This window comes from Streptococcus sp. oral taxon 431 (assembly GCF_023110115.1).
Lineage (GTDB): Bacteria > Bacillota > Bacilli > Lactobacillales > Streptococcaceae > Streptococcus.
In genome coordinates this window covers 12,790-30,384 of record NZ_JALDVP010000005.1, presented here as the reverse complement: position 1 = coordinate 30,384, position 17,595 = coordinate 12,790, and the positions used below count along the sequence as shown (strand labels likewise).

General features: G+C 41.4%; 17 protein-coding genes. 13 read left to right on the top strand and 4 right to left on the bottom strand.

Annotated elements, in window-relative coordinates:
- Positions 1–99 precede the first annotated feature (99 nt).
- The 8 genes from M1F91_RS06945 to pepC all read left to right on the top strand — a co-directional run bounded on the left by M1F91_RS06945 (position 100) and on the right by pepC (position 7,266).
- Entirely contained in the window at positions 100–792 is a 693-nt protein-coding gene (locus tag M1F91_RS06945; RefSeq protein ID WP_247913120.1) for a GNAT family protein, read from the top strand.
- Positions 793–803: 11 nt separating this feature from the next.
- Complete coding sequence (locus tag M1F91_RS06940; RefSeq protein ID WP_247913119.1) at positions 804–1,226, top strand: GNAT family N-acetyltransferase; 423 nt, start codon at positions 804–806, stop codon at positions 1,224–1,226.
- 275 nt (positions 1,227–1,501) lie between these two features.
- Positions 1,502–2,365, top strand: coding sequence for an ABC transporter ATP-binding protein (locus M1F91_RS06935; protein WP_006149271.1), 864 nt, complete (start codon positions 1,502–1,504; stop codon positions 2,363–2,365).
- Positions 2,365–3,219 (top strand): ABC transporter permease, encoded by an 855-nt coding sequence (locus M1F91_RS06930; RefSeq protein ID WP_247913118.1) that lies wholly within the window; start codon positions 2,365–2,367, stop codon positions 3,217–3,219. Before M1F91_RS06935 ends, M1F91_RS06930 begins: the two co-directional genes overlap by 1 nt.
- 165 nt (positions 3,220–3,384) lie before the next feature.
- A complete protein-coding gene (ruvB, locus tag M1F91_RS06925) occupies positions 3,385–4,383 on the top strand; it encodes a Holliday junction branch migration DNA helicase RuvB (RefSeq protein ID WP_006151318.1) in 999 nt (332 codons plus the stop codon).
- Positions 4,364–4,936: a nucleotidyltransferase family protein gene (locus M1F91_RS06920; RefSeq protein ID WP_247913117.1), complete on the top strand. Its 573-nt coding sequence runs from the start codon at positions 4,364–4,366 to the stop codon at positions 4,934–4,936. Before ruvB ends, M1F91_RS06920 begins: the two co-directional genes overlap by 20 nt.
- A gap of 165 nt (positions 4,937–5,101) precedes the next feature.
- The gene (locus M1F91_RS06915; protein ID WP_247913116.1) at positions 5,102–5,824 is read left to right on the top strand and encodes a pseudouridine synthase; all 723 of its coding nucleotides are present in this window, start codon (positions 5,102–5,104) and stop codon (positions 5,822–5,824) included.
- Between the two features lie 107 nt (positions 5,825–5,931).
- Positions 5,932–7,266 (top strand): aminopeptidase C, encoded by a 1,335-nt coding sequence (pepC, locus tag M1F91_RS06910; protein WP_247913115.1) that lies wholly within the window; start codon positions 5,932–5,934, stop codon positions 7,264–7,266.
- Positions 7,267–7,331: 65 nt separating this feature from the next.
- Here pepC and M1F91_RS06905 read toward each other — a convergent pair whose 3' ends face one another.
- The 3 genes from M1F91_RS06905 to M1F91_RS06895 are packed head-to-tail and all read right to left on the bottom strand — an operon-like array spanning position 7,332 to position 10,089.
- Entirely contained in the window at positions 7,332–8,243 is a 912-nt protein-coding gene (locus M1F91_RS06905) for a PTS system mannose/fructose/sorbose family transporter subunit IID (RefSeq protein ID WP_006151300.1), read from the bottom strand.
- Between the two features lie 14 nt (positions 8,244–8,257).
- Positions 8,258–9,070, bottom strand: coding sequence for a PTS mannose/fructose/sorbose transporter subunit IIC (locus M1F91_RS06900; protein ID WP_006151319.1), 813 nt, complete (start codon positions 9,068–9,070; stop codon positions 8,258–8,260).
- A 29-nt stretch (positions 9,071–9,099) separates the two neighbouring features.
- On the bottom strand, positions 9,100–10,089 hold the full coding sequence (locus tag M1F91_RS06895) for a PTS sugar transporter subunit IIB (protein ID WP_247913114.1): 990 nt from the start codon (positions 10,087–10,089) through the stop codon (positions 9,100–9,102).
- A gap of 319 nt (positions 10,090–10,408) precedes the next feature.
- On the opposite strand from M1F91_RS06895, the gene M1F91_RS06890 reads away from it, so the two are divergent.
- The 5 genes from M1F91_RS06890 to M1F91_RS06870 all read left to right on the top strand — a co-directional run bounded on the left by M1F91_RS06890 (position 10,409) and on the right by M1F91_RS06870 (position 16,516).
- Positions 10,409–11,686, top strand: coding sequence for a gamma-glutamylcysteine synthetase (locus M1F91_RS06890; RefSeq protein ID WP_247913113.1), 1,278 nt, complete (start codon positions 10,409–10,411; stop codon positions 11,684–11,686).
- A 74-nt stretch (positions 11,687–11,760) separates the two neighbouring features.
- Entirely contained in the window at positions 11,761–13,245 is a 1,485-nt protein-coding gene (gene thrC / locus M1F91_RS06885) for a threonine synthase (protein WP_247913112.1), read from the top strand.
- A gap of 60 nt (positions 13,246–13,305) precedes the next feature.
- Positions 13,306–14,586 carry an MATE family efflux transporter gene (locus M1F91_RS06880; RefSeq protein WP_247913111.1) on the top strand — a complete coding sequence of 427 codons (1,281 nt, stop codon included), beginning with the start codon at positions 13,306–13,308 and terminating at the stop codon, positions 14,584–14,586.
- Between the two features lie 3 nt (positions 14,587–14,589).
- Positions 14,590–15,204: an HAD family hydrolase gene (locus tag M1F91_RS06875; RefSeq protein ID WP_247913110.1), complete on the top strand. Its 615-nt coding sequence runs from the start codon at positions 14,590–14,592 to the stop codon at positions 15,202–15,204.
- 166 nt (positions 15,205–15,370) lie between these two features.
- Positions 15,371–16,516, top strand: coding sequence for a LysM domain-containing protein (locus tag M1F91_RS06870; RefSeq protein ID WP_247913109.1), 1,146 nt, complete (start codon positions 15,371–15,373; stop codon positions 16,514–16,516).
- A 209-nt stretch (positions 16,517–16,725) separates the two neighbouring features.
- Here M1F91_RS06870 and M1F91_RS06865 read toward each other — a convergent pair whose 3' ends face one another.
- Positions 16,726–17,583 carry a DUF975 family protein gene (locus tag M1F91_RS06865; RefSeq protein WP_247913108.1) on the bottom strand — a complete coding sequence of 286 codons (858 nt, stop codon included), beginning with the start codon at positions 17,581–17,583 and terminating at the stop codon, positions 16,726–16,728.
- Positions 17,584–17,595: the final 12 nt, after the last annotated feature.

Here is a 17,595-nt window from a genome sequence, read left to right as displayed (position 1 = left end):
CTTCAGAGTAGAATCTGGAGGATTTTTGGTAGATTACCTGTGAGATGTGATATACTATTCACATCTTTAAACTTATAAGTGTGAGACAAGGAGAAAGCTATGCCAGTAAATGAATACGGTCAGATGATTGGTGAACCTGTAGATGATACACCTGGAGTTTTGCCTTCACTTGTACGGATAGAAGGGCGATATACGATTATAGAAGCTCTATCGGTGGAAAAGCATGCAGAGGATTTATTAGCTGTCTATGGTCCAGATAGTCCTCGTGACATGTGGACCTATCTCTTTCAACAACCTGTGGCTAATCTAGAAGAGTTAATGGTAGCTTTAAAGCAGATGATTGAGCGCAAGGATCGCTTTTACTACGCGATTATCGATAAAGCGACTGGTAAAGCACTGGGTACTTTTTCGCTCATGCGTATTGACCAAGCCAATCGCACCATTGAAGTTGGCGCGGTGACTTTTTCTCCGGCTCTCAAACAGACCAGGATGGGAACAGAAGCTCACTATTTGCTAGCCCGTTATGTCTTTGAAGAACTCAACTATCGACGCTATGAGTGGAAGTGCGACGCCCTCAATCTTCCATCTAGAAAAGCAGCAGAACGTTTGGGCTTTGTCTATGAAGGAACCTTCCGCCAAGCTGTTATCTATAAAGGTCGCACCAGAGATACGGATTGGTTGTCTATGATCGATAAGGACTGGCCAAAGGTTAAAGCACGTTTTAAAGCGTGGTTAAAATCTGAGAATTTTGATGAAGAAGGCCATCAGTTGAAATCTCTACGAGAATGTTAGAAAGGTTTGTTATGATTAAGATTACAAAAGAAAGATCTGTTTTAATTAATGACGTTTTACATCTCTATCAGGCAGTTGGTTGGACAAACTATACCAAACAGCCAAAGATGTTGGAGCAGGCCTTGTCTCATTCGCTAGCAATTTACCTGGCACTTGATGGTGAGGCAATAGTTGGTTTGGTCCGTTTGGTTGGAGACGGTTTTTCATCCGTTTTTGTCCAGGATTTGATTGTTTTGCCTAGCTATCAGCGCCAAGGAATTGGTAGTAACTTGATGAAAGAAGCCTTGGCTGACTATAAGGATGCCTATCAAATACAACTAGCGACTGAACAGACAGAAAAAACCTTGGGTTTTTACCGTTCTCTGGGGTTTGAAACCTTATCTACTTATGATTGTACAGGAATGATTTGGGTGGATCGAAAAAAATTTAAATAATTCTTTTATCTTAAGTTAACTTTAAGTTTACTCATGTATCATATAATTATTAAGTAAAGGCCTCCTAACTTTATTTAATAGAAATCCTAAACTTTTCTTTTTCATAATAATCTCCCTAAAGAAGCCACCAAATCAGGTGGCTTTTTTATGTTCAAATGCAGAAGTTTTAAGGTAGAATTGACCACATAATCATCCATTTCGACCACATAGCACCAAACTATATTTTTTCTTTTTCCTTTTTGTTAAACTGAAGGTGTAAAAAGGAGGAAGGAAATATGATTTTACAAGCAAAAGGCCTCACTAAGAACTATGGAGACCATACAGCAGTAAAAGATATAAATTTAGAGTTTAAAAAAGGAAGTTTTAACGCAATCTTAGGACCTAATGGGGCTGGCAAATCGACCACGATTTCAATGTTAATCGGACTTAAACGAGCAACTAATGGTCAAATCATCTATGCGCCCAATACTCGGATTGGAGTTGTTTTTCAAGCAAGTGTATTGGATGAAAAGTTGACGGTCAAAGAAAACCTAGCCATTCGTGCCCAGCAGTATAAGGAGATTAAAGGTGGTCGTGTGGAAGATTTAATCAATCAACTAGGGTTGACTGCTTTTCAGAAACAACTTTATGGAACTTTATCAGGAGGACAGAAACGTCGAGTTGACATTGCTCGGGCTCTCCTATCCAATCCCGATATTTTGTTTCTAGATGAGCCTACGACTGGACTAGATATTCAGACTCGCAAATCCATTTGGGATTTATTGTATCGTCTACAAAGAGATGAAGGGATGACTATTATCTTAACGACTCATTATCTGGATGAAGCAGATGAGGCAGATCAACTTTATATTATAGATCATGGAAAGGTTATTGCCCAAGGTTCTGCTGCTGAAATTAAAAGTGAGTACGCTTCCAATCTTTTAAAAATTTGTTTTAAAGACAAGCAGGTGGAGAAATTCTTACCTAAAAATATGCCTGTGGAAAAGGAAAATGAGTTTGAGTATAGTCTTTATCCTAAGAGCCAATTGGAAGCTATTGATTATTTGACCCAAGTTCGTGAGAAGATTGCTAGCTTTGAATTTCGTCCAGGAACTATGGATGATGCCTTCATAGCCCTTACAGGAAGAGAGGTGCGCTAATGTTAGCCTTATTAAAACGTGATTTTTTGTTGTATTTTCGTAATCGTTCAGGAGTCTTTTTCTCATTACTGGGAGCTTTGATTTCCTTTCTACTCTATATCATTTTTTTGCAGAAAAATTTGATGGATGCCTGGTCCCAACTTCCTGATAATAAGAGCCTTTTAAATAACTGGCTGATGGGTGGAACCTTGGCTGTGACTGGGATTACAACCAGTTTTACAGCTTTGTCCCAGATGGTACAAGACCGTGAAAATCAAGTGGATCAGGATCTCTTTTTGACAGACTTAGGGAGCTGGGGCTTGCAACTGTCTTATCTTATTAGTAGCCTTATCATTTCCTTTGTTATGCAAGCCTTTATGCTTATTGTTATGAGCCTTTATTTTCAAGAAATTCCAGCTATGAGTAAGCTATTTGAAATAAGTTTAATCATGCTGCTAAGTAGTCTCCTTTCAACATTGGTAAATGCACTCTTGATTTACCATTTCCAGTCAGTAGATAGTCTGGGTAAATTGGCTACCATTGTAGGTACAGCTTCAGGGTTTTTAGTAGGAACTTATGTACCAATGGGAATTCTTCCTAACTTCGCTCAAGTTCTCATGAAGTGCACACCGGCTACCTATCTTGCTTCTCTCTATAGACAGGTCTTAATGAAGGAGCAATTAGAAACTACATTTATGGGGAATAGTAGCTTATTAGAAGAGTTTCAAGAAAAATTAGGAATCCGGCTTAATTGGCAGAACCTTTTAACAAAGGAAGAAACATACTTAATAGTGGTGAGTATCTGCTTCCTAACTCTTCTGCTTTGGCTGGTAGTAGTTAAAATCTCTAGCAAAAAAATAAAAATTATAGGTTAAGTTAACTTTAAGTCTTATCTTGTACCATATAATTATTAAGTAAAGACCTCCTAACTTTATTTAATAGAAATCCTAACTTTTCTTTTTCATAATAATCTCCCTAAAGAAGCCACCAAATCAGGTGGCTTTTTTGTTTGTAGGCTGGATTTTTGCTATAATAGGAACATGAGTAGAATTTTAGATAATGAAATCATGGGTGATGAGGAGTTGGTAGAACGTACCCTCCGTCCCCAATATTTACGTGAATATATCGGACAAGACAAGGTCAAGGATCAGCTTCAAATCTTTATCGAGGCAGCAAAAATGCGTGATGAGGCGCTGGATCATGTTCTTTTATTTGGCCCTCCAGGTCTCGGGAAAACAACCATGGCTTTTGTCATTGCCAATGAATTGGGAGTCAATCTCAAGCAGACGTCTGGTCCCGTTATCGAAAAAGCCGGTGATTTGGTAGCGATTTTGAATGACTTGGAGCCAGGAGATGTTCTTTTTATTGATGAGATTCATCGCTTGCCCATGTCGGTAGAAGAGGTGCTATACAGTGCCATGGAAGACTTCTACATTGACATCATGATTGGTGCAGGAGAAGCTAGCCGTAGTGTCCATCTAGATTTGCCACCTTTTACCTTGATTGGTGCGACGACACGAGCAGGGATGCTCTCAAATCCTCTTCGTGCCCGTTTTGGAATCACTGGTCACATGGAATACTATACCCATGACGACTTGACAGAGATTGTCGAGCGGACGGCAGATATCTTTGAGATGGAAATCACTCATGAAGCAGCTTCGGAGTTAGCTCTCCGTAGCCGTGGGACTCCTCGTATCGCCAATCGTCTTCTCAAGCGCGTGCGTGACTTTGCGCAGATTATGGGCGATGGCTTGATTGATGATGTGATTACGGATAAGGCTTTGACCATGCTGGATGTAGACCATGAAGGTTTGGACTATGTGGACCAGAAAATTCTCCGTACCATGATTGAAATGTACGGTGGCGGTCCTGTCGGTCTAGGTACCCTTTCGGTTAATATCGCTGAAGAGCGTGAGACGGTAGAGGATATGTACGAACCTTACCTGATCCAGAAAGGCTTTATCATGCGAACTCGTTCAGGACGGGTCGCGACAGCCAAGGCCTATGAGCATTTAGGGTATGAATACATTGAAAAATGAGACTGAAATCTTAGACTCTTTCAGAGAAAATCCTGATATGATGCCTATTCTGACCATCATCCGTGACTTGGAGTTGAAAGATTCCTGGTTGGCGGCTGGATCGGTCCGAAATTTTATCTGGAATCTCTTGTCAGATAAGCCAGCCTTTGACCGTGAAACGGATGTGGATGTGATTTTCTTTGACCCAGATGTGAGTTACGAAGAAACGCTGGCTATAGAAAACAAGCTGAGAGAGGACTTTCCCCAGTATCAGTGGGAGCTGAAAAATCAAGTCTATATGCATCAGCATAGTCCCCATACGGCTCCGTATAGAAATTCCTGCGATGCCATGAGTAAATATCCTGAACGTTGTACGGCGGTAGGACTTAGCATGCAAGCTGACGCAACTTTAGAGCTCTTTGCGCCTTATGGTTTAGAGGATATTTTGAACTTTCAAGTTCGTCCAACTCCTCATTTTTTAGAAAATGACGACCGGATGAAGCTTTATCACCAGCGTTTATCTAAGAAAAACTGGCGAGAAAAATGGAAAAATCTCACATTTAAAAATACTTAAGGAAACTTTAAGATAGGAGCTGTATACTTATCTCATAAGTTAAGAAGAACTTAACTTATACTCCTAAAACTTTTTCATAATAATCTCCCTATAAAAAAATTAAGTCGCCCAATCAGGCGGCTTTTTTTGTTCTAAGTCTATGCTTTTTCATGATATAATAGCCCTATGAGATTAGATAAATATTTAGTTGCCTGTGCAGTAGGAAGCCGGACGGAAGTCAAAAACTTTCTAAAGGCTGGGCGCGTGATGGTCAATGGTAAAAAGGAAAAATCTGCCAAACTGCAAATCAATGAAGACACGGACGAGATTTGTTTTGACGGGCAAAAGTTAGAGTACGAGGAGTTTGTTTACTATATGATGAACAAGCCCCAGGGTGTTATTTCAGCAACTGAAGATCCTAAACACAAGACAGTCTTGGATTTGTTGGATGACTATGCACGTGCCAAGGAAGTTTTCCCGGTAGGGCGCTTGGATATCGATACGCATGGACTCTTGCTCTTGACCAATGATGGCAAGCTGGCTCATGCTCTCCTTTCACCTAAACGCCATGTGGATAAAACCTATCTTGCGCAAGTCAATGGAATCATGACGGATGAAGATATTGAGACATTTGCCAAGGGCATTCCACTCAAGGACTTTACCTGTCAGCCTGCCAAGCTGGAGCTTGTGTCTATTGATACGGGAAAGGATCAAAGCCTGGTCCGAGTGACTATTGCAGAAGGGAAATTCCACCAGGTCAAACGGATGGTGGCCTACTGTGGTAAGGAAGTTGTGGACTTGCAACGTTTAACCATGGGAACTTTGACCTTGGATGAGGATTTGAAACGTGGAGAATGGCGTCGTTTAACCAAGGAAGAGCTAGAAGCTTTGCTTGAGAGTGTTCAATAAACTGGATAATCGAAAAAGGTAGGGGAAATATCCCTACCTTTTTCAGTTTTTGGTTGCTTCCTTTGTGAAAAGAGTTATAATAGACAGTAAGAAAAAAGGAGGATTTTATGAACGCGATTCAAGAATCATTTACAGATAAATTAATTGCCAACTATGAAGCAAATGTAAAATACCAAGCTATCGAAAATGCAGCTAGCCACAATGGAATTTTTGCAGCCCTTGAGCGTCGTCAAAGCCATGTAGACAACACACCTGTTTTCTCGCTTGATTTGACAAAGGACAAGGTCACTAACCAGAAAGCATCTGGTCGTTGCTGGATGTTTGCGGCACTTAATACTTTCCGCCACAAACTCATCTCTCAATACAAACTTGAAAAATTTGAATTGTCACAAGCCCACACCTTCTTCTGGGACAAGTATGAAAAATCTAACTGGTTCTTGGAGCAAGTGATTGCGACTGCTGACCAAGAATTGACAAGCCGCAAGGTTAGCTTCCTACTCCAAACTCCACAACAAGATGGTGGTCAGTGGGATATGGTAGTTTCTCTCTTTGAGAAATACGGTGTCGTACCTAAGTCTGTTTATCCAGAGTCTGTCTCATCTAGCAGCAGCCGTGAGCTCAATGCAATCCTTAACAAATTGCTTCGTCAAGATGCTCAAATCTTGCGTGACCTCTTGGCTTCTGGCGCAGACCAAGCGACGGTTCAAGCTAAGAAAGAAGACCTCTTGCAAGAAATCTTTAATTTCCTTGCCATGTCACTAGGTCTACCACCACGTAAATTTGACTTTGCTTATCGCGATAAGGATAACAACTACCAAAGCGAAAAAGGCATCACTCCACAAGAGTTTTACAAGAAATATGTCGACCTTCCACTAGAAGACTACGTTTCTGTGATCAATGCTCCAACTGCTGATAAACCATACGGTAAATCATATACAGTTGAGATGTTAGGCAATGTCGTCGGTAGCCGTGCGGTTCGCTACATCAACGTACCGATGGAACGCTTGAAAGAATTGGCCATTGCTCAAATGCAGACAGGAGAAACTGTCTGGTTTGGTTCAGATGTCGGCCAGCTCAGCAACCGTAAAGCAGGAATCCTTGCGACAGATGTCTATGATTTTGAATCAAGCATGGACATCCAACTCACTCAAGACAAGGCTGGACGCTTGGACTACAGCGAAAGCTTGATGACCCACGCTATGGTCTTGACGGGTGTTGATTTGGATGAAAATGGTAAATCAACTAAGTGGAAAGTTGAAAACTCATGGGGAGACAAGGTCGGTACAGATGGTTACTTTGTTGCCTCAGATGCTTGGATGGACGAATACACTTACCAAATCGTTGTTCGTAAGGAATTGCTAACAGAAGAAGAACGAGCTGCTTATGAAGCAGAACCAATCGTTCTTGCACCATGGGATCCAATGGGTGCCTTGGCAGAATAATTGAAAGTAAAAAAGAATCAGATAATAAATCTGATTCTTTTTTTGTTTATACATTCTCGTCGAGATTACATGATACCGAAGTAACGAGCTGCGATACCAACTGCAAAGAGTGCAAGGATGATTGTGATTGGAGATACTTTTTTCTTAAGCAACCACATGCAAAGGAAAGTAAGGAGAAGTCCCATCAATCCTGGGATCAATGAGTTCAACTGACCTTGAAGCGTTTGTGGTTGAACGCTATCCAAACTCAAACCGCTAAGTGCTTGGCCGAGGATTCCCTTCAATTCTCCACCTGTAACAGGACCTTCTGGGAAGACGATGTAAGCACCTTCTGACAATTGTTTACCTGGAAGGTTGATAGTGAAGTTGATTGATACCCAACGTTGTACAAGAACGGCAAGGATGAACATACCAAGGATAGAAGCTCCTTTAGTGATGTCTTTCAAGATACCACCTGACATGTCTTTGGTGATTTCAGATCCAGCCTTGTAACCAAACTCTTGTGTATACCAAAGGAAAGACATACGGATTGCATTCCATCCAAAGAAGAAGAGAAGTGGTCCAACGATATTACCAGTTGCTGCAAGTGATGCACCAAGGGCACCAAGGATAGGACGTACTGTAAACCAGAAGACTGGGTCACCGATACCAGCAAGAGGTCCCATCATACCAATCTTAACACCTTGGATAGCAGCATCATCGATGTCAGTACCGTTTGCGCGTTCTTCTTCAAGTGCAAGAGTAACCCCCATGATTGGAGCAGCTACGTATGGGTGAGTGTTGAAGAACTCAAGGTGGCGCTCAAGAGCAGCGGCTTGGTCTTCTTTTTTAGTGTAAAGTTTCTTGATAGCTGGGATCAAAGAGTAAGCCCAACCCAAGTTTTGCATACGTTCGTAGTTCCATGAACCTTGAAGGAATTGTGAACGCCACCAAACTTTTTGGCGATCTGATTTTGATAATTGAATTTTTTCAGCCATGATTGTTCCCCTTTCTAGTAGTCTTCTAGGATATCACCGATTGGATCGTTAGAAGTTGCAGCTCCTCCGCCACCGTTTCCACCTTGTTTAGAAAGGTTGAGGTAGATGAAGGCAAGGGCAACACCGATGACACCAAGGGCAATCAAAGTCAATTGAGAGATTGCTGCAAGAGCAAAACCGATAGCAAAGAATGGCCATACTTCACGAGTAGCCATCATGTTGATAACCAAAGCGTAACCAACGGCAACGACCATGGCACCACCGACAGCCATACCACCTTTAAGCCATTCTGGCATAAGTTCCAATACTCCTTGAACTGCTTCAGTTGGCATTGCAAGCAAGAGTGCAGCTGGGATAGCAATACGTAGACCTTGAAGAGCAAGGGCAAAGTAGTGAGCGCGTTCAACAGCTGCAATATTTCCTTCTTTAGCAGCAGCGTCTGCAGTGTGAACCAAACCAACTGAGATTGTACGAACGATCATAGTCAAGAAAAGTCCAGCTACGGCAAGAGGGATTGCAGTTGCAGTTGCGACTGCGATACCTTCAGTAGTAAAGTTACCACCCTTAATCATGATGATTGCAGCTGCAACAGAGGCAAGAGCAGCGTCAGGAGCTACGGCAGCTCCGATGTTAGCCCAACCAAGGGCAATCATTTGAAGTGATCCACCAAGCATAACCCCAGCTTCGAGGTTACCAGTTACAAGCCCGATGAGGGTACATGCAACGATTGGTTGATGGAATTGGAATTGGTCGAGGATACCTTCAAGACCTGCGAAGAAGGCAACAACTACAACCAAGATAGCAGAAATGATTGAAATATCTGACATGGTTTTATTCCTTTTCTATTTAATGTAAATTATTGAACGTTAGCTTTGCTAATCAAGTCAAACAAATCTTTTTTCGTGTCGTTTGGTACTTTACGTACGTCAAATTCAACACCAAGGTCACGCATTTTTTCAAATGTAGCAACGTCTTCTTTGTCCATTGACAATACGTTGTTGACCATTGTTTTACCAGTTGAGTGAGCCATAGATCCTACGTTAAGAGTCTTGATTGGTACACCGCCTTCGATAGCACGGAGGGCATCTTGAGGTGTTTCAAACAAGATAAGGGCGTGTGTGTTACCAAAACGAGGGTCTTTTGCAACCTCAATCAATTTTTTGATTGGAACAACGTTAGCCTTCACTCCGTTTGGAGCTGCTTGTTTGATCAATTCTTTACGAAGATCGTCGTTTGCAACGTTATCTGAAGCAACGATGATACGGTCTGCTTTTGAATCTGGTGTCCAAGCAGTTGCGACTTGCCCGTGAAGGAGACGTGTGTCAAGACGTGCAAGATTGATTTTCAATTTACCGTCTCCGATAACTGTTCCTTCTGGAATAGCAGCTTGGGCTACAGGAGCAGTTGCAGCAGTAGCAACTTCCTCAGCTGGGTTTAGCTCTTCTGGAAGAGCCTTGATGCCATCTTTGGCTTCTTTGATGATGTTCGCAGCAACTTTAGCCACTCCGGCATTAGCGTCCATCAGGCGTTCGGTGTAGGCTTGGATTAACATCGGCAAGTTAAGTCCTGTGATGATGGCAAATTTACGCTCAGGATTTTCTCCCATTACGCGGCTAGCTTGGTTAAATGGAGAACCACTCCAAAGGTCAGCCAAGACTAGAACCTCATCTTCTGCGTCAAATGCAGCCACAGCATTGTTGAATTTTGCGTATAAATCATCTGGACCTTCGTTTGGCATAAAGGTTACAACTTGAACCTTTTCTTGTTCACCAAAGATCATAGATCCTGACTGATGAATACCCGCGGCAAATTCACCGTGACTCGCAATAATGATTCCGATACTCATTATTGTCATTCCTCCTTATAAAATGTTTGACTTGTAGTTTAAGAAAACTTTAAGACTAACTAAGTATAAACCGTTTTCATAAAAAAATCAACAAATTAAATTAAATTATACAAAAATTATAGGAGTAATGATTTTTGAAGATATTGATATATCAACATTTTTAGAAGAGGTTTTAAAAGCAAACATGTAAAATTTAATATAAATTCCAAAACTGCCCTTATTTTGTAAAAAGTTTGTTTTCGACAAGATTATCTCCGATTTTTGGTATAATAGAGAGTAATTTATTTTCTAGTATGAGAAGTTAGAGTGAGAGGTATATATGTCCCCTTCAATTCAGTTATTAAAAGACCGCTATTTAAAAAATATCAAAGAAAATCCAGATCTCTACATCGGTATTGAGTTGGAGTTTCCGATCGTTCATACGAAAGGCCAACCTACAGATATTGAAGTCAGCAAGGATTTGTTGCGCTTTTTGGTGGATGCTCTCAGTCTGAAAGTTGAAAAGGTAGACCAGGAGGGCAATCCGATTCAACTTGTAGAACCGTTGAGTCAAGATCGAATTCTGTTTGAGGTTTCCTACACGACCTTGGAATTTGCCTTTGGTAGGGCTCAGAATATCCAAGAGGTTGAAGGACGTTTTCAGGCCTATATGAAGGTAATTCAAGAAAAGCTAGGCGAAAAGAATCATGCTATCCAGGGTTGGGGGATTCACCCAAATTGGAATCAAAATGACAACCGACCTGTGGCTTATCCACGCTATCAGATGCTGATGGATTATCTGAGTATGGGGAGTCACCAAGAAAGTGCGCATTTACATGACTTTCCACAATACGGAGCCTTCATCTGCGGGAGTCAAGTCCAGTTGGATGTTTCGACCGATAACTACCTACGTGTCATCAATGCTTTCACACAGATAGAGGCAGCCAAAGCTTACCTGTTTGCCAATTCTGAGTTTTCTGGAGCGGACTGGGACACCCAGATTTCACGAGATATTTTTTGGGAAGACTCTATGCATGGGATTTATCCAGAGAATGTTGGTGTCAATTCAAAACTATTTCAAAATGAGGATGATTTCTTTGATTATTTAGACCATTCTGCGATTTTCACAGCAGAACGAGATGGAGAAACCTATTATTTTTCTCCGATTCAAGCTAGAGATTACCTAGCTACTGATGAGATTCCTGCTTATACTCTAAATGGGAAAGAAACTCTTCTTGTTCCTCTAGAAAAGGATTTCCAAACGCACCGTAGCTACCAGTTTCAAGACTTGACAACAAGAGGCACAGTTGAATTTCGGAGTGTTTGTACCCAACCACTAGACCGCACCTTTGCTTCAGCAGCCTTTCACTTGGGACTTTTGGTGAATCTAGACAAGCTTGAAACTTATCTAGAAACTGCACCTTTCTTTGAGAGATTTGGTCGTGACTACAAGTTTTTGAGAAGACAATTTTCTAAGAAACACCTCACAGATGAAGAAACAGCAGGGATTGTCCAGTTCTCCAAAGACTTGCTAGCTATAGCAGAGCAAGGACTTGAGATGAGAGGTCAGAGTGAAACGACTTATTTAGAACCTTTGAAAGAAGAATTGGACGTATAATTTTCTTATAACGGAAGAATTTTCTGAAAAATCATGTTATAATGAATGAGACTATAGATAAAGGATAGAGATTTATGACATTAGTTTATCAATCAACGCGTGATGCGAACAATACAGTAACAGCCAGCCAAGCGATTTTGCAGGGCTTGGCAACAGATGGAGGCTTGTTTACTCCAGTTAGCTATCCAAAGGTTGATTTGGATTTTGAAACATTAAAGGACGCTTCTTACCAAGAGGTAGCTAAGCTTGTCTTGTCAGCTTTCTTGGATGACTTTACAGCAGAAGAGTTGGACTACTGTATCACCAACGCCTATGACAGCAAGTTTGATACACCAGCTATTGCCCCTCTTGTCAAACTCGATGGCCAATACAACTTGGAACTTTTCCACGGTTCAACCATTGCCTTCAAGGATATGGCCTTGTCCATCTTGCCATACTTTATGACAACGGCAGCTAAGAAACACGGTTTGGAAAACAAAATTGTCATCTTGACAGCGACATCTGGAGATACTGGGAAAGCTGCTATGGCAGGTTTTGCAGATGTTCAAGGTACTGAAATTATCGTCTTTTATCCAAAAGACGGTGTCAGCAAGGTACAAGAGTTGCAAATGACCACTCAAACAGGCGAAAATACCCATGTTATCGCTATTGATGGAAACTTTGACGATGCTCAGACTAATGTGAAACATATGTTCAATGATGTGGCTCTTCGTGAGAAATTGGCAGCCAACAAGCTCCAGTTCTCATCAGCTAACTCTATGAATATCGGTCGTTTGGTCCCACAGATTGTCTATTATGTGTATGCCTACGCTCAGCTTGTTAAAACTGGCGAGATTAAGGCTGGTGACAAGGTTAACTTCACCGTACCGACAGGAAACTTTGGAAATATCTTGGCAGCCTTTTACGCCAAACAAATCGGCCTACCAGTCGGTAAATTGATCTGTGCTTCAAATGACAACAATGTTTTGACAGATTTCTTTAAAACTCGTGTTTATGACAAGAAGCGTGAGTTTAAGGTAACCACTAGCCCATCTATGGATATCTTAGTGTCTTCAAACCTAGAGCGCTTGATTTTCCATCTTTTGGGAAATGATGCGGTTAAGACAGCTGAACTCATGAATGCTTTGAATAACCAAGGTCAGTATGAGTTGACTGATTTTGATGCAGAGATTCTTGACCTTTTTGTAGCAGAGTATGCGACGGAAGCAGAAACAGCAGCAGAAATTAAGCGTGTTTATGAGTCAGATGCTTATATTGAGGACCCTCATACAGCAGTTGCCTCAGCCGTATATAAAAAATACCAAGCAGCTACAGGCGATGCGGCTAAGACCGTAATTGCTTCAACAGCTAGCCCATATAAATTCCCAGTAGTTGCAGTAGAAGCTGTAACAGGGAAATCAGGATTGAGCGACTTTGAGGCCTTGGCTCAGTTGCACGAAATTTCAGGAGTGGCAGTGCCACCAGCAGTTGATGGCCTCGAAACAGCTCCAGTTCGTCACAAGACAACTGTTGCAGCGGCAGATATGCAGGCAGCAGTAGAATCTTATTTAGGACTTTAAAAGAGAGGAAGTAAACTCGGTTGGGAAACTAACTGAGTTTCTTTTCATCAGGAGGAAGGATTGTTTAAGAAAAATAAAGACATTCTCAACATAGCCCTGCCAGCCATGGGTGAAAATTTCTTGCAGATGCTTATGGGGATGGTGGATAGCTATCTGGTGGCACATCTGGGCTTAATCGCCATTTCGGGTGTGTCTGTAGCGGGCAATATTATAACCATTTACCAAGCGATTTTTATTGCTTTGGGAGCGGCTATTTCCAGTGTCATTTCCAAAAGTTTGGGACAGAAAGATCAATCTAGACTAGCCTACCATGTGACAGAAGCACTTAAGATTACCCTACTACTGAGTTTAGTTTTAGGGGTCTTGTCCATCTTTGCAGGACGAGAGATGATTGGCCTTTTAGGAACAGAAGCGTCTGTAGCTGAGAGTGGTGGCTTATACCTATCTTTAGTTGGTGGGACAATCGTTCTCCTGGGCTTGATGACTAGTCTAGGAGCCTTGATTCGCGCTACCCACAATCCTCGACTGCCGCTTTATGTTAGTTTTTTATCCAATGCTTTAAATATCCTTTTTTCAAGTGTCGCCATTTTTATCCTTGATATGGGGATAGCTGGTGTAGCTTGGGGGACTATTTTGTCTCGTTTGATCGGGGTTGTAATTTTGTGGTCACAATTAAAACTTCCATATATGAGACCGACGTTTGGACTGGATAAAGACCTGCTGACCTTGGCTTTACCTGCAGCGGGAGAACGTCTCATGATGAGGGCTGGTGATGTAGTCATAATTGCCTTGGTTGTTTCCTTTGGGACGGAGGCAGTCGCGGGAAATGCTATCGGTGAAGTTTTGACTCAGTTCAACTATATGCCTGCCTTCGGTGTCGCTACAGCAACAGTCATGCAGGTAGCTCGAGCAGTTGGGGAGAATGATTGGGCAAGGGTGGACAGACTAAGTAAGCAAACTTTTTGCTTGTCTTTCTTTCTCATGTTGCCTTTAACACTTAGTATCTATGCTCTCGGGACACCACTAAGCTATCTCTACACCAGCGATTCTGTGGCTATCAAAGCCAGTGTTTTAGTGACTCTTTTTTCACTTTTAGGGACTCCTATGACAACAGGAACTGTCATTTATACAGCTGTCTGGCAAGGTTTGGGAAATGCCCGACTTCCCTTTTATGCGACAAGTATTGGAATGTGGTGCATCCGTATTGGGACTGGTTACCTGATGGGAATTGTTCTAGGCTGGGGTTTGCCTGGTATCTGGGCAGGAACGCTTTTGGATAATGGTTTCCGTTGGATTTTCCTACGCTATCGTTACAAATCTTATATGACATTGAAAGGATAAGAAATGCAAGAAACGGCTTTTATTTGGGATTTAGACGGGACCTTATTGGACTCCTATGAAGCTATTTTGTCAGGGATTGAGGAAACCTATCATCAGTTTTCCATTCCTTTTGACAAGGAAAAAGTTCGAGCTTTTATCTTGAAATACTCTGTCCAGGATTTACTAGTGCAAGTGGCAGAAGAAAGAGGCTTGGATGTTGATAAGCTCAATCAAGTTCGTGCTCAGAGTTTGGCTGAAAAGAATGCCCAGGTCATCTTGATGCCGGGGGCCCGCGAGGTTTTAGCCTGGGCAAATCAGCAGGGAATTCAACAATTTGTCTACACCCACAAAGGCGATAATGCCTTGACTATTTTACGAGATTTGGGATTGGATGTTTATTTCACAGAAATTTTGACAAGCCAGAGTGGTTTTGCTCGTAAACCAAATCCAGAAGCAGCGACCTACCTTATCAGTAAGTACTGTTTAAAACCAGAGCGCACCTTTTATATAGGGGACCGGACCTTAGATATTGATTTTGCTCAAAACAGTGGCATCCAGAGTATCAATTTCCTTGGAACTCCGGTGGATTGCAATCATCAGATTTCTTGTTTAGCGGATATTCCTTCTCTCTCTTTATGAAAGAGAATATGTCAGCTTTGTGACAAAATTCATACAAACTATTTCAAATAATCTGGTTTGTTACAGAGACTAGACAGTTTTATTAAATAGCCCCCAAAGGGCTTTTTTTCTTTTTTCTTTATGTTATGATAGAAAGGTACTACATTTGAAAAGGAGTTTGAATAGTATGAAGAAACGAATTATTTTAGCATCAACAGTAGCTCTATCACTTGCCCCTACCTTGGCGACTCAAGCAGAAGAAATTGTATGGTCACCACGTACAGTTGAGCAAATTCAAAACGATGTTGCTAAAAGCGAAAATAAAACAAGTTACACTATTAAGTACGGAGATACCCTAAGCACGATTGCAGAGGCTTTGGGAGTAGACTTAAATGTCCTTGCAAACTTGAACAAAATAACGAATATTGACTTGATTTTCCCAGAAACTGTACTGACTACAATTGTTAACGAAAATGAAGAAGTAACTGAGGTTGAGGTTTATACACCTCAAGAAGTTGGTTCTGATGTAGCAAGTGCAACAGCAGATTTAACAACGAATCAAGTAACAGTAGATGAACAAACTGTTCAAGTCGAAGATTTGACACAACCAGTTGAAGAAACTGAAGCTGTAGCAGAAACTACAGTATCATCAGAAGCAACAACAGCAGAAGCAACTACCGAAGCTGTGGCACCTGTCGTTGAAGAAACAACTACGGTCGCTGAACCAACAACTACAGTTGAGGAAATAACTACGGTCGCTGAACCAACTACGGTCGCTGAACCAACTACAACAGTTGAGGAAACAACTACGGTCGTTGAAACAACTACAACAGTTGAAGAAACAACGACTACAGAAGCAACAACTGAGGCTGTAACAGAAGCTCAATCAGCTCCAGCAACTTACCAAGCTGAACCAAGTCAAGGTGCATCAGCAACTTATACAGCGCCAGCGGCTCCTGATTATGCAACTATTGCAGCAACAAAATCTGAAAATGCAGGTCTTCAACCACAAACAGCTGCATTTAAAGAAGAAGTAGCTAACTTGTTTGGTATCACATCATTTAGTGGTTACCGTCCAGGAGATCCAGGTGACCACGGAAAAGGTCTTGCTATTGACTTCATGGTTCCAGTAAGTTCAGCTCTCGGTGATCAAATTGCAGATTATGCTATCCAAAATATGGCTAGCCGTGGAATCAACTACATCATCTGGAAACAACGTTTCTACGCACCATACGATAGCAAATACGGACCAGCCTACACTTGGAATCCAATGCCAGATCGTGGTAGCGTCACAGAAAACCACTATGACCACGTTCACGTATCAATGAACTAATAATGAATGAGAAGTTGGGAACTGATTCAGTTTCCGCTTCTTTTTTCTATTTCGAATTCTTAGGTAGTGAAAAAATTCAGGCATAAATATAGATAAAAAGCCTTATAGAAACATGACGAGGAGACTGTTTTATATTTTTGGAGAGTAGTTCTGGTTAAAATAAAAAAAGCAGCACTTTCTATGAAGGTGCTGGTTTTTAATAACTGCTGTTAAACTTTTCTCCGCTTGATTTCAAGCAGTCTTTGATAGAAGAAGATTTGGCTACTATAGATATAAGGGAAGATAGAGATGCTTGCGATTCCAAAGCTAATCCAGATAAGGATATACCAAGGAAGTAGCTGTAAATCAAGGACAAAGCGTTGGAACTTATAGCCTTTCATGAGAAAGCGGCTGGTATGAAGCACGCGGCTCGGTTTGGCAATTCCGATTGCAAGGGTGTCACATAAAAGTAGTTCAACTTGGGAATAGGCATAATATTGTGGCAGATAGATAATGGTCCCCAAAATCATTACTAGGACGCTACCAAAGAAATAGAGAGCAAAAGTCAGTAGGAAGTGTTCGATATCTGGATTTGTCACGTCGACAGATGGAAATTCAGGATGAAGTTCCACAAATTTACGAGCCATGGCACTGCTATAAAAGAGCAAGTAGACTCCAAAAAGATTAGGGATGCTCCATAAAAAGAGATAGAAACGCTTGAGTAAGAGCGTTAGAAAAGTTTGGGTAAAGAAGCGGTTGTCAAGCAAGGACAGACTATCTTTAAAGGAAAGTTCTATCTCAGAAATTCTGTAAAGATTAATCGTGGTAAAGAGAGCACCAGCTAGGATGATGGCACTTGTAAATCCAACGGCTATCGGAAAGAGAGCGGACTGGATTGTAATCCCTAGAAAACTCAAGAAGGACTGTTCAAGAATGCCTTCATCAAGTAGGGATAAAGGTCTGATAAAGCTCGATAGAATAAAGAGAATACTTGGTAATAAAAAGACAAGCAGCAAGCGAGGGTGCTCGGCTTGAAATTGTCTAGCCTGCTCGCGAACTTCTTTTAAATTAATTTTTGGGTACTTCATTCTTTCATTATA

Bases quoted from the DNA above. Each gene is read 5' to 3' on its own strand.
- M1F91_RS06865 (WP_247913108.1), bottom strand. From the start codon at position 17,583: ATGAAGTACCCAAAAATTAATTTAAAAGAAGTTCGCGAGCAGGCTAGA.
- M1F91_RS06945 (WP_247913120.1), top strand. From the start codon at position 100: ATGCCAGTAAATGAATACGGTCAGATGATTGGTGAACCTGTAGATGAT.
- M1F91_RS06905 (WP_006151300.1), bottom strand. From the start codon at position 8,243: ATGGCTGAAAAAATTCAATTATCAAAATCAGATCGCCAAAAAGTTTGG.
- M1F91_RS06930 (WP_247913118.1), top strand. From the start codon at position 2,365: ATGTTAGCCTTATTAAAACGTGATTTTTTGTTGTATTTTCGTAATCGT.
- thrC (WP_247913112.1), top strand. From the start codon at position 11,761: ATGACATTAGTTTATCAATCAACGCGTGATGCGAACAATACAGTAACA.
- M1F91_RS06875 (WP_247913110.1), top strand. From the start codon at position 14,590: ATGCAAGAAACGGCTTTTATTTGGGATTTAGACGGGACCTTATTGGAC.
- pepC (WP_247913115.1), top strand. From the start codon at position 5,932: ATGAACGCGATTCAAGAATCATTTACAGATAAATTAATTGCCAACTAT.
- M1F91_RS06915 (WP_247913116.1), top strand. From the start codon at position 5,102: ATGAGATTAGATAAATATTTAGTTGCCTGTGCAGTAGGAAGCCGGACG.
- M1F91_RS06895 (WP_247913114.1), bottom strand. From the start codon at position 10,089: ATGAGTATCGGAATCATTATTGCGAGTCACGGTGAATTTGCCGCGGGT.
- ruvB (WP_006151318.1), top strand. From the start codon at position 3,385: ATGAGTAGAATTTTAGATAATGAAATCATGGGTGATGAGGAGTTGGTA.
- M1F91_RS06870 (WP_247913109.1), top strand. From the start codon at position 15,371: ATGAAGAAACGAATTATTTTAGCATCAACAGTAGCTCTATCACTTGCC.
- M1F91_RS06900 (WP_006151319.1), bottom strand. From the start codon at position 9,070: ATGTCAGATATTTCAATCATTTCTGCTATCTTGGTTGTAGTTGTTGCC.
- M1F91_RS06920 (WP_247913117.1), top strand. From the start codon at position 4,364: ATGAATACATTGAAAAATGAGACTGAAATCTTAGACTCTTTCAGAGAA.
- M1F91_RS06935 (WP_006149271.1), top strand. From the start codon at position 1,502: ATGATTTTACAAGCAAAAGGCCTCACTAAGAACTATGGAGACCATACA.
- M1F91_RS06940 (WP_247913119.1), top strand. From the start codon at position 804: ATGATTAAGATTACAAAAGAAAGATCTGTTTTAATTAATGACGTTTTA.
- M1F91_RS06890 (WP_247913113.1), top strand. From the start codon at position 10,409: ATGTCCCCTTCAATTCAGTTATTAAAAGACCGCTATTTAAAAAATATC.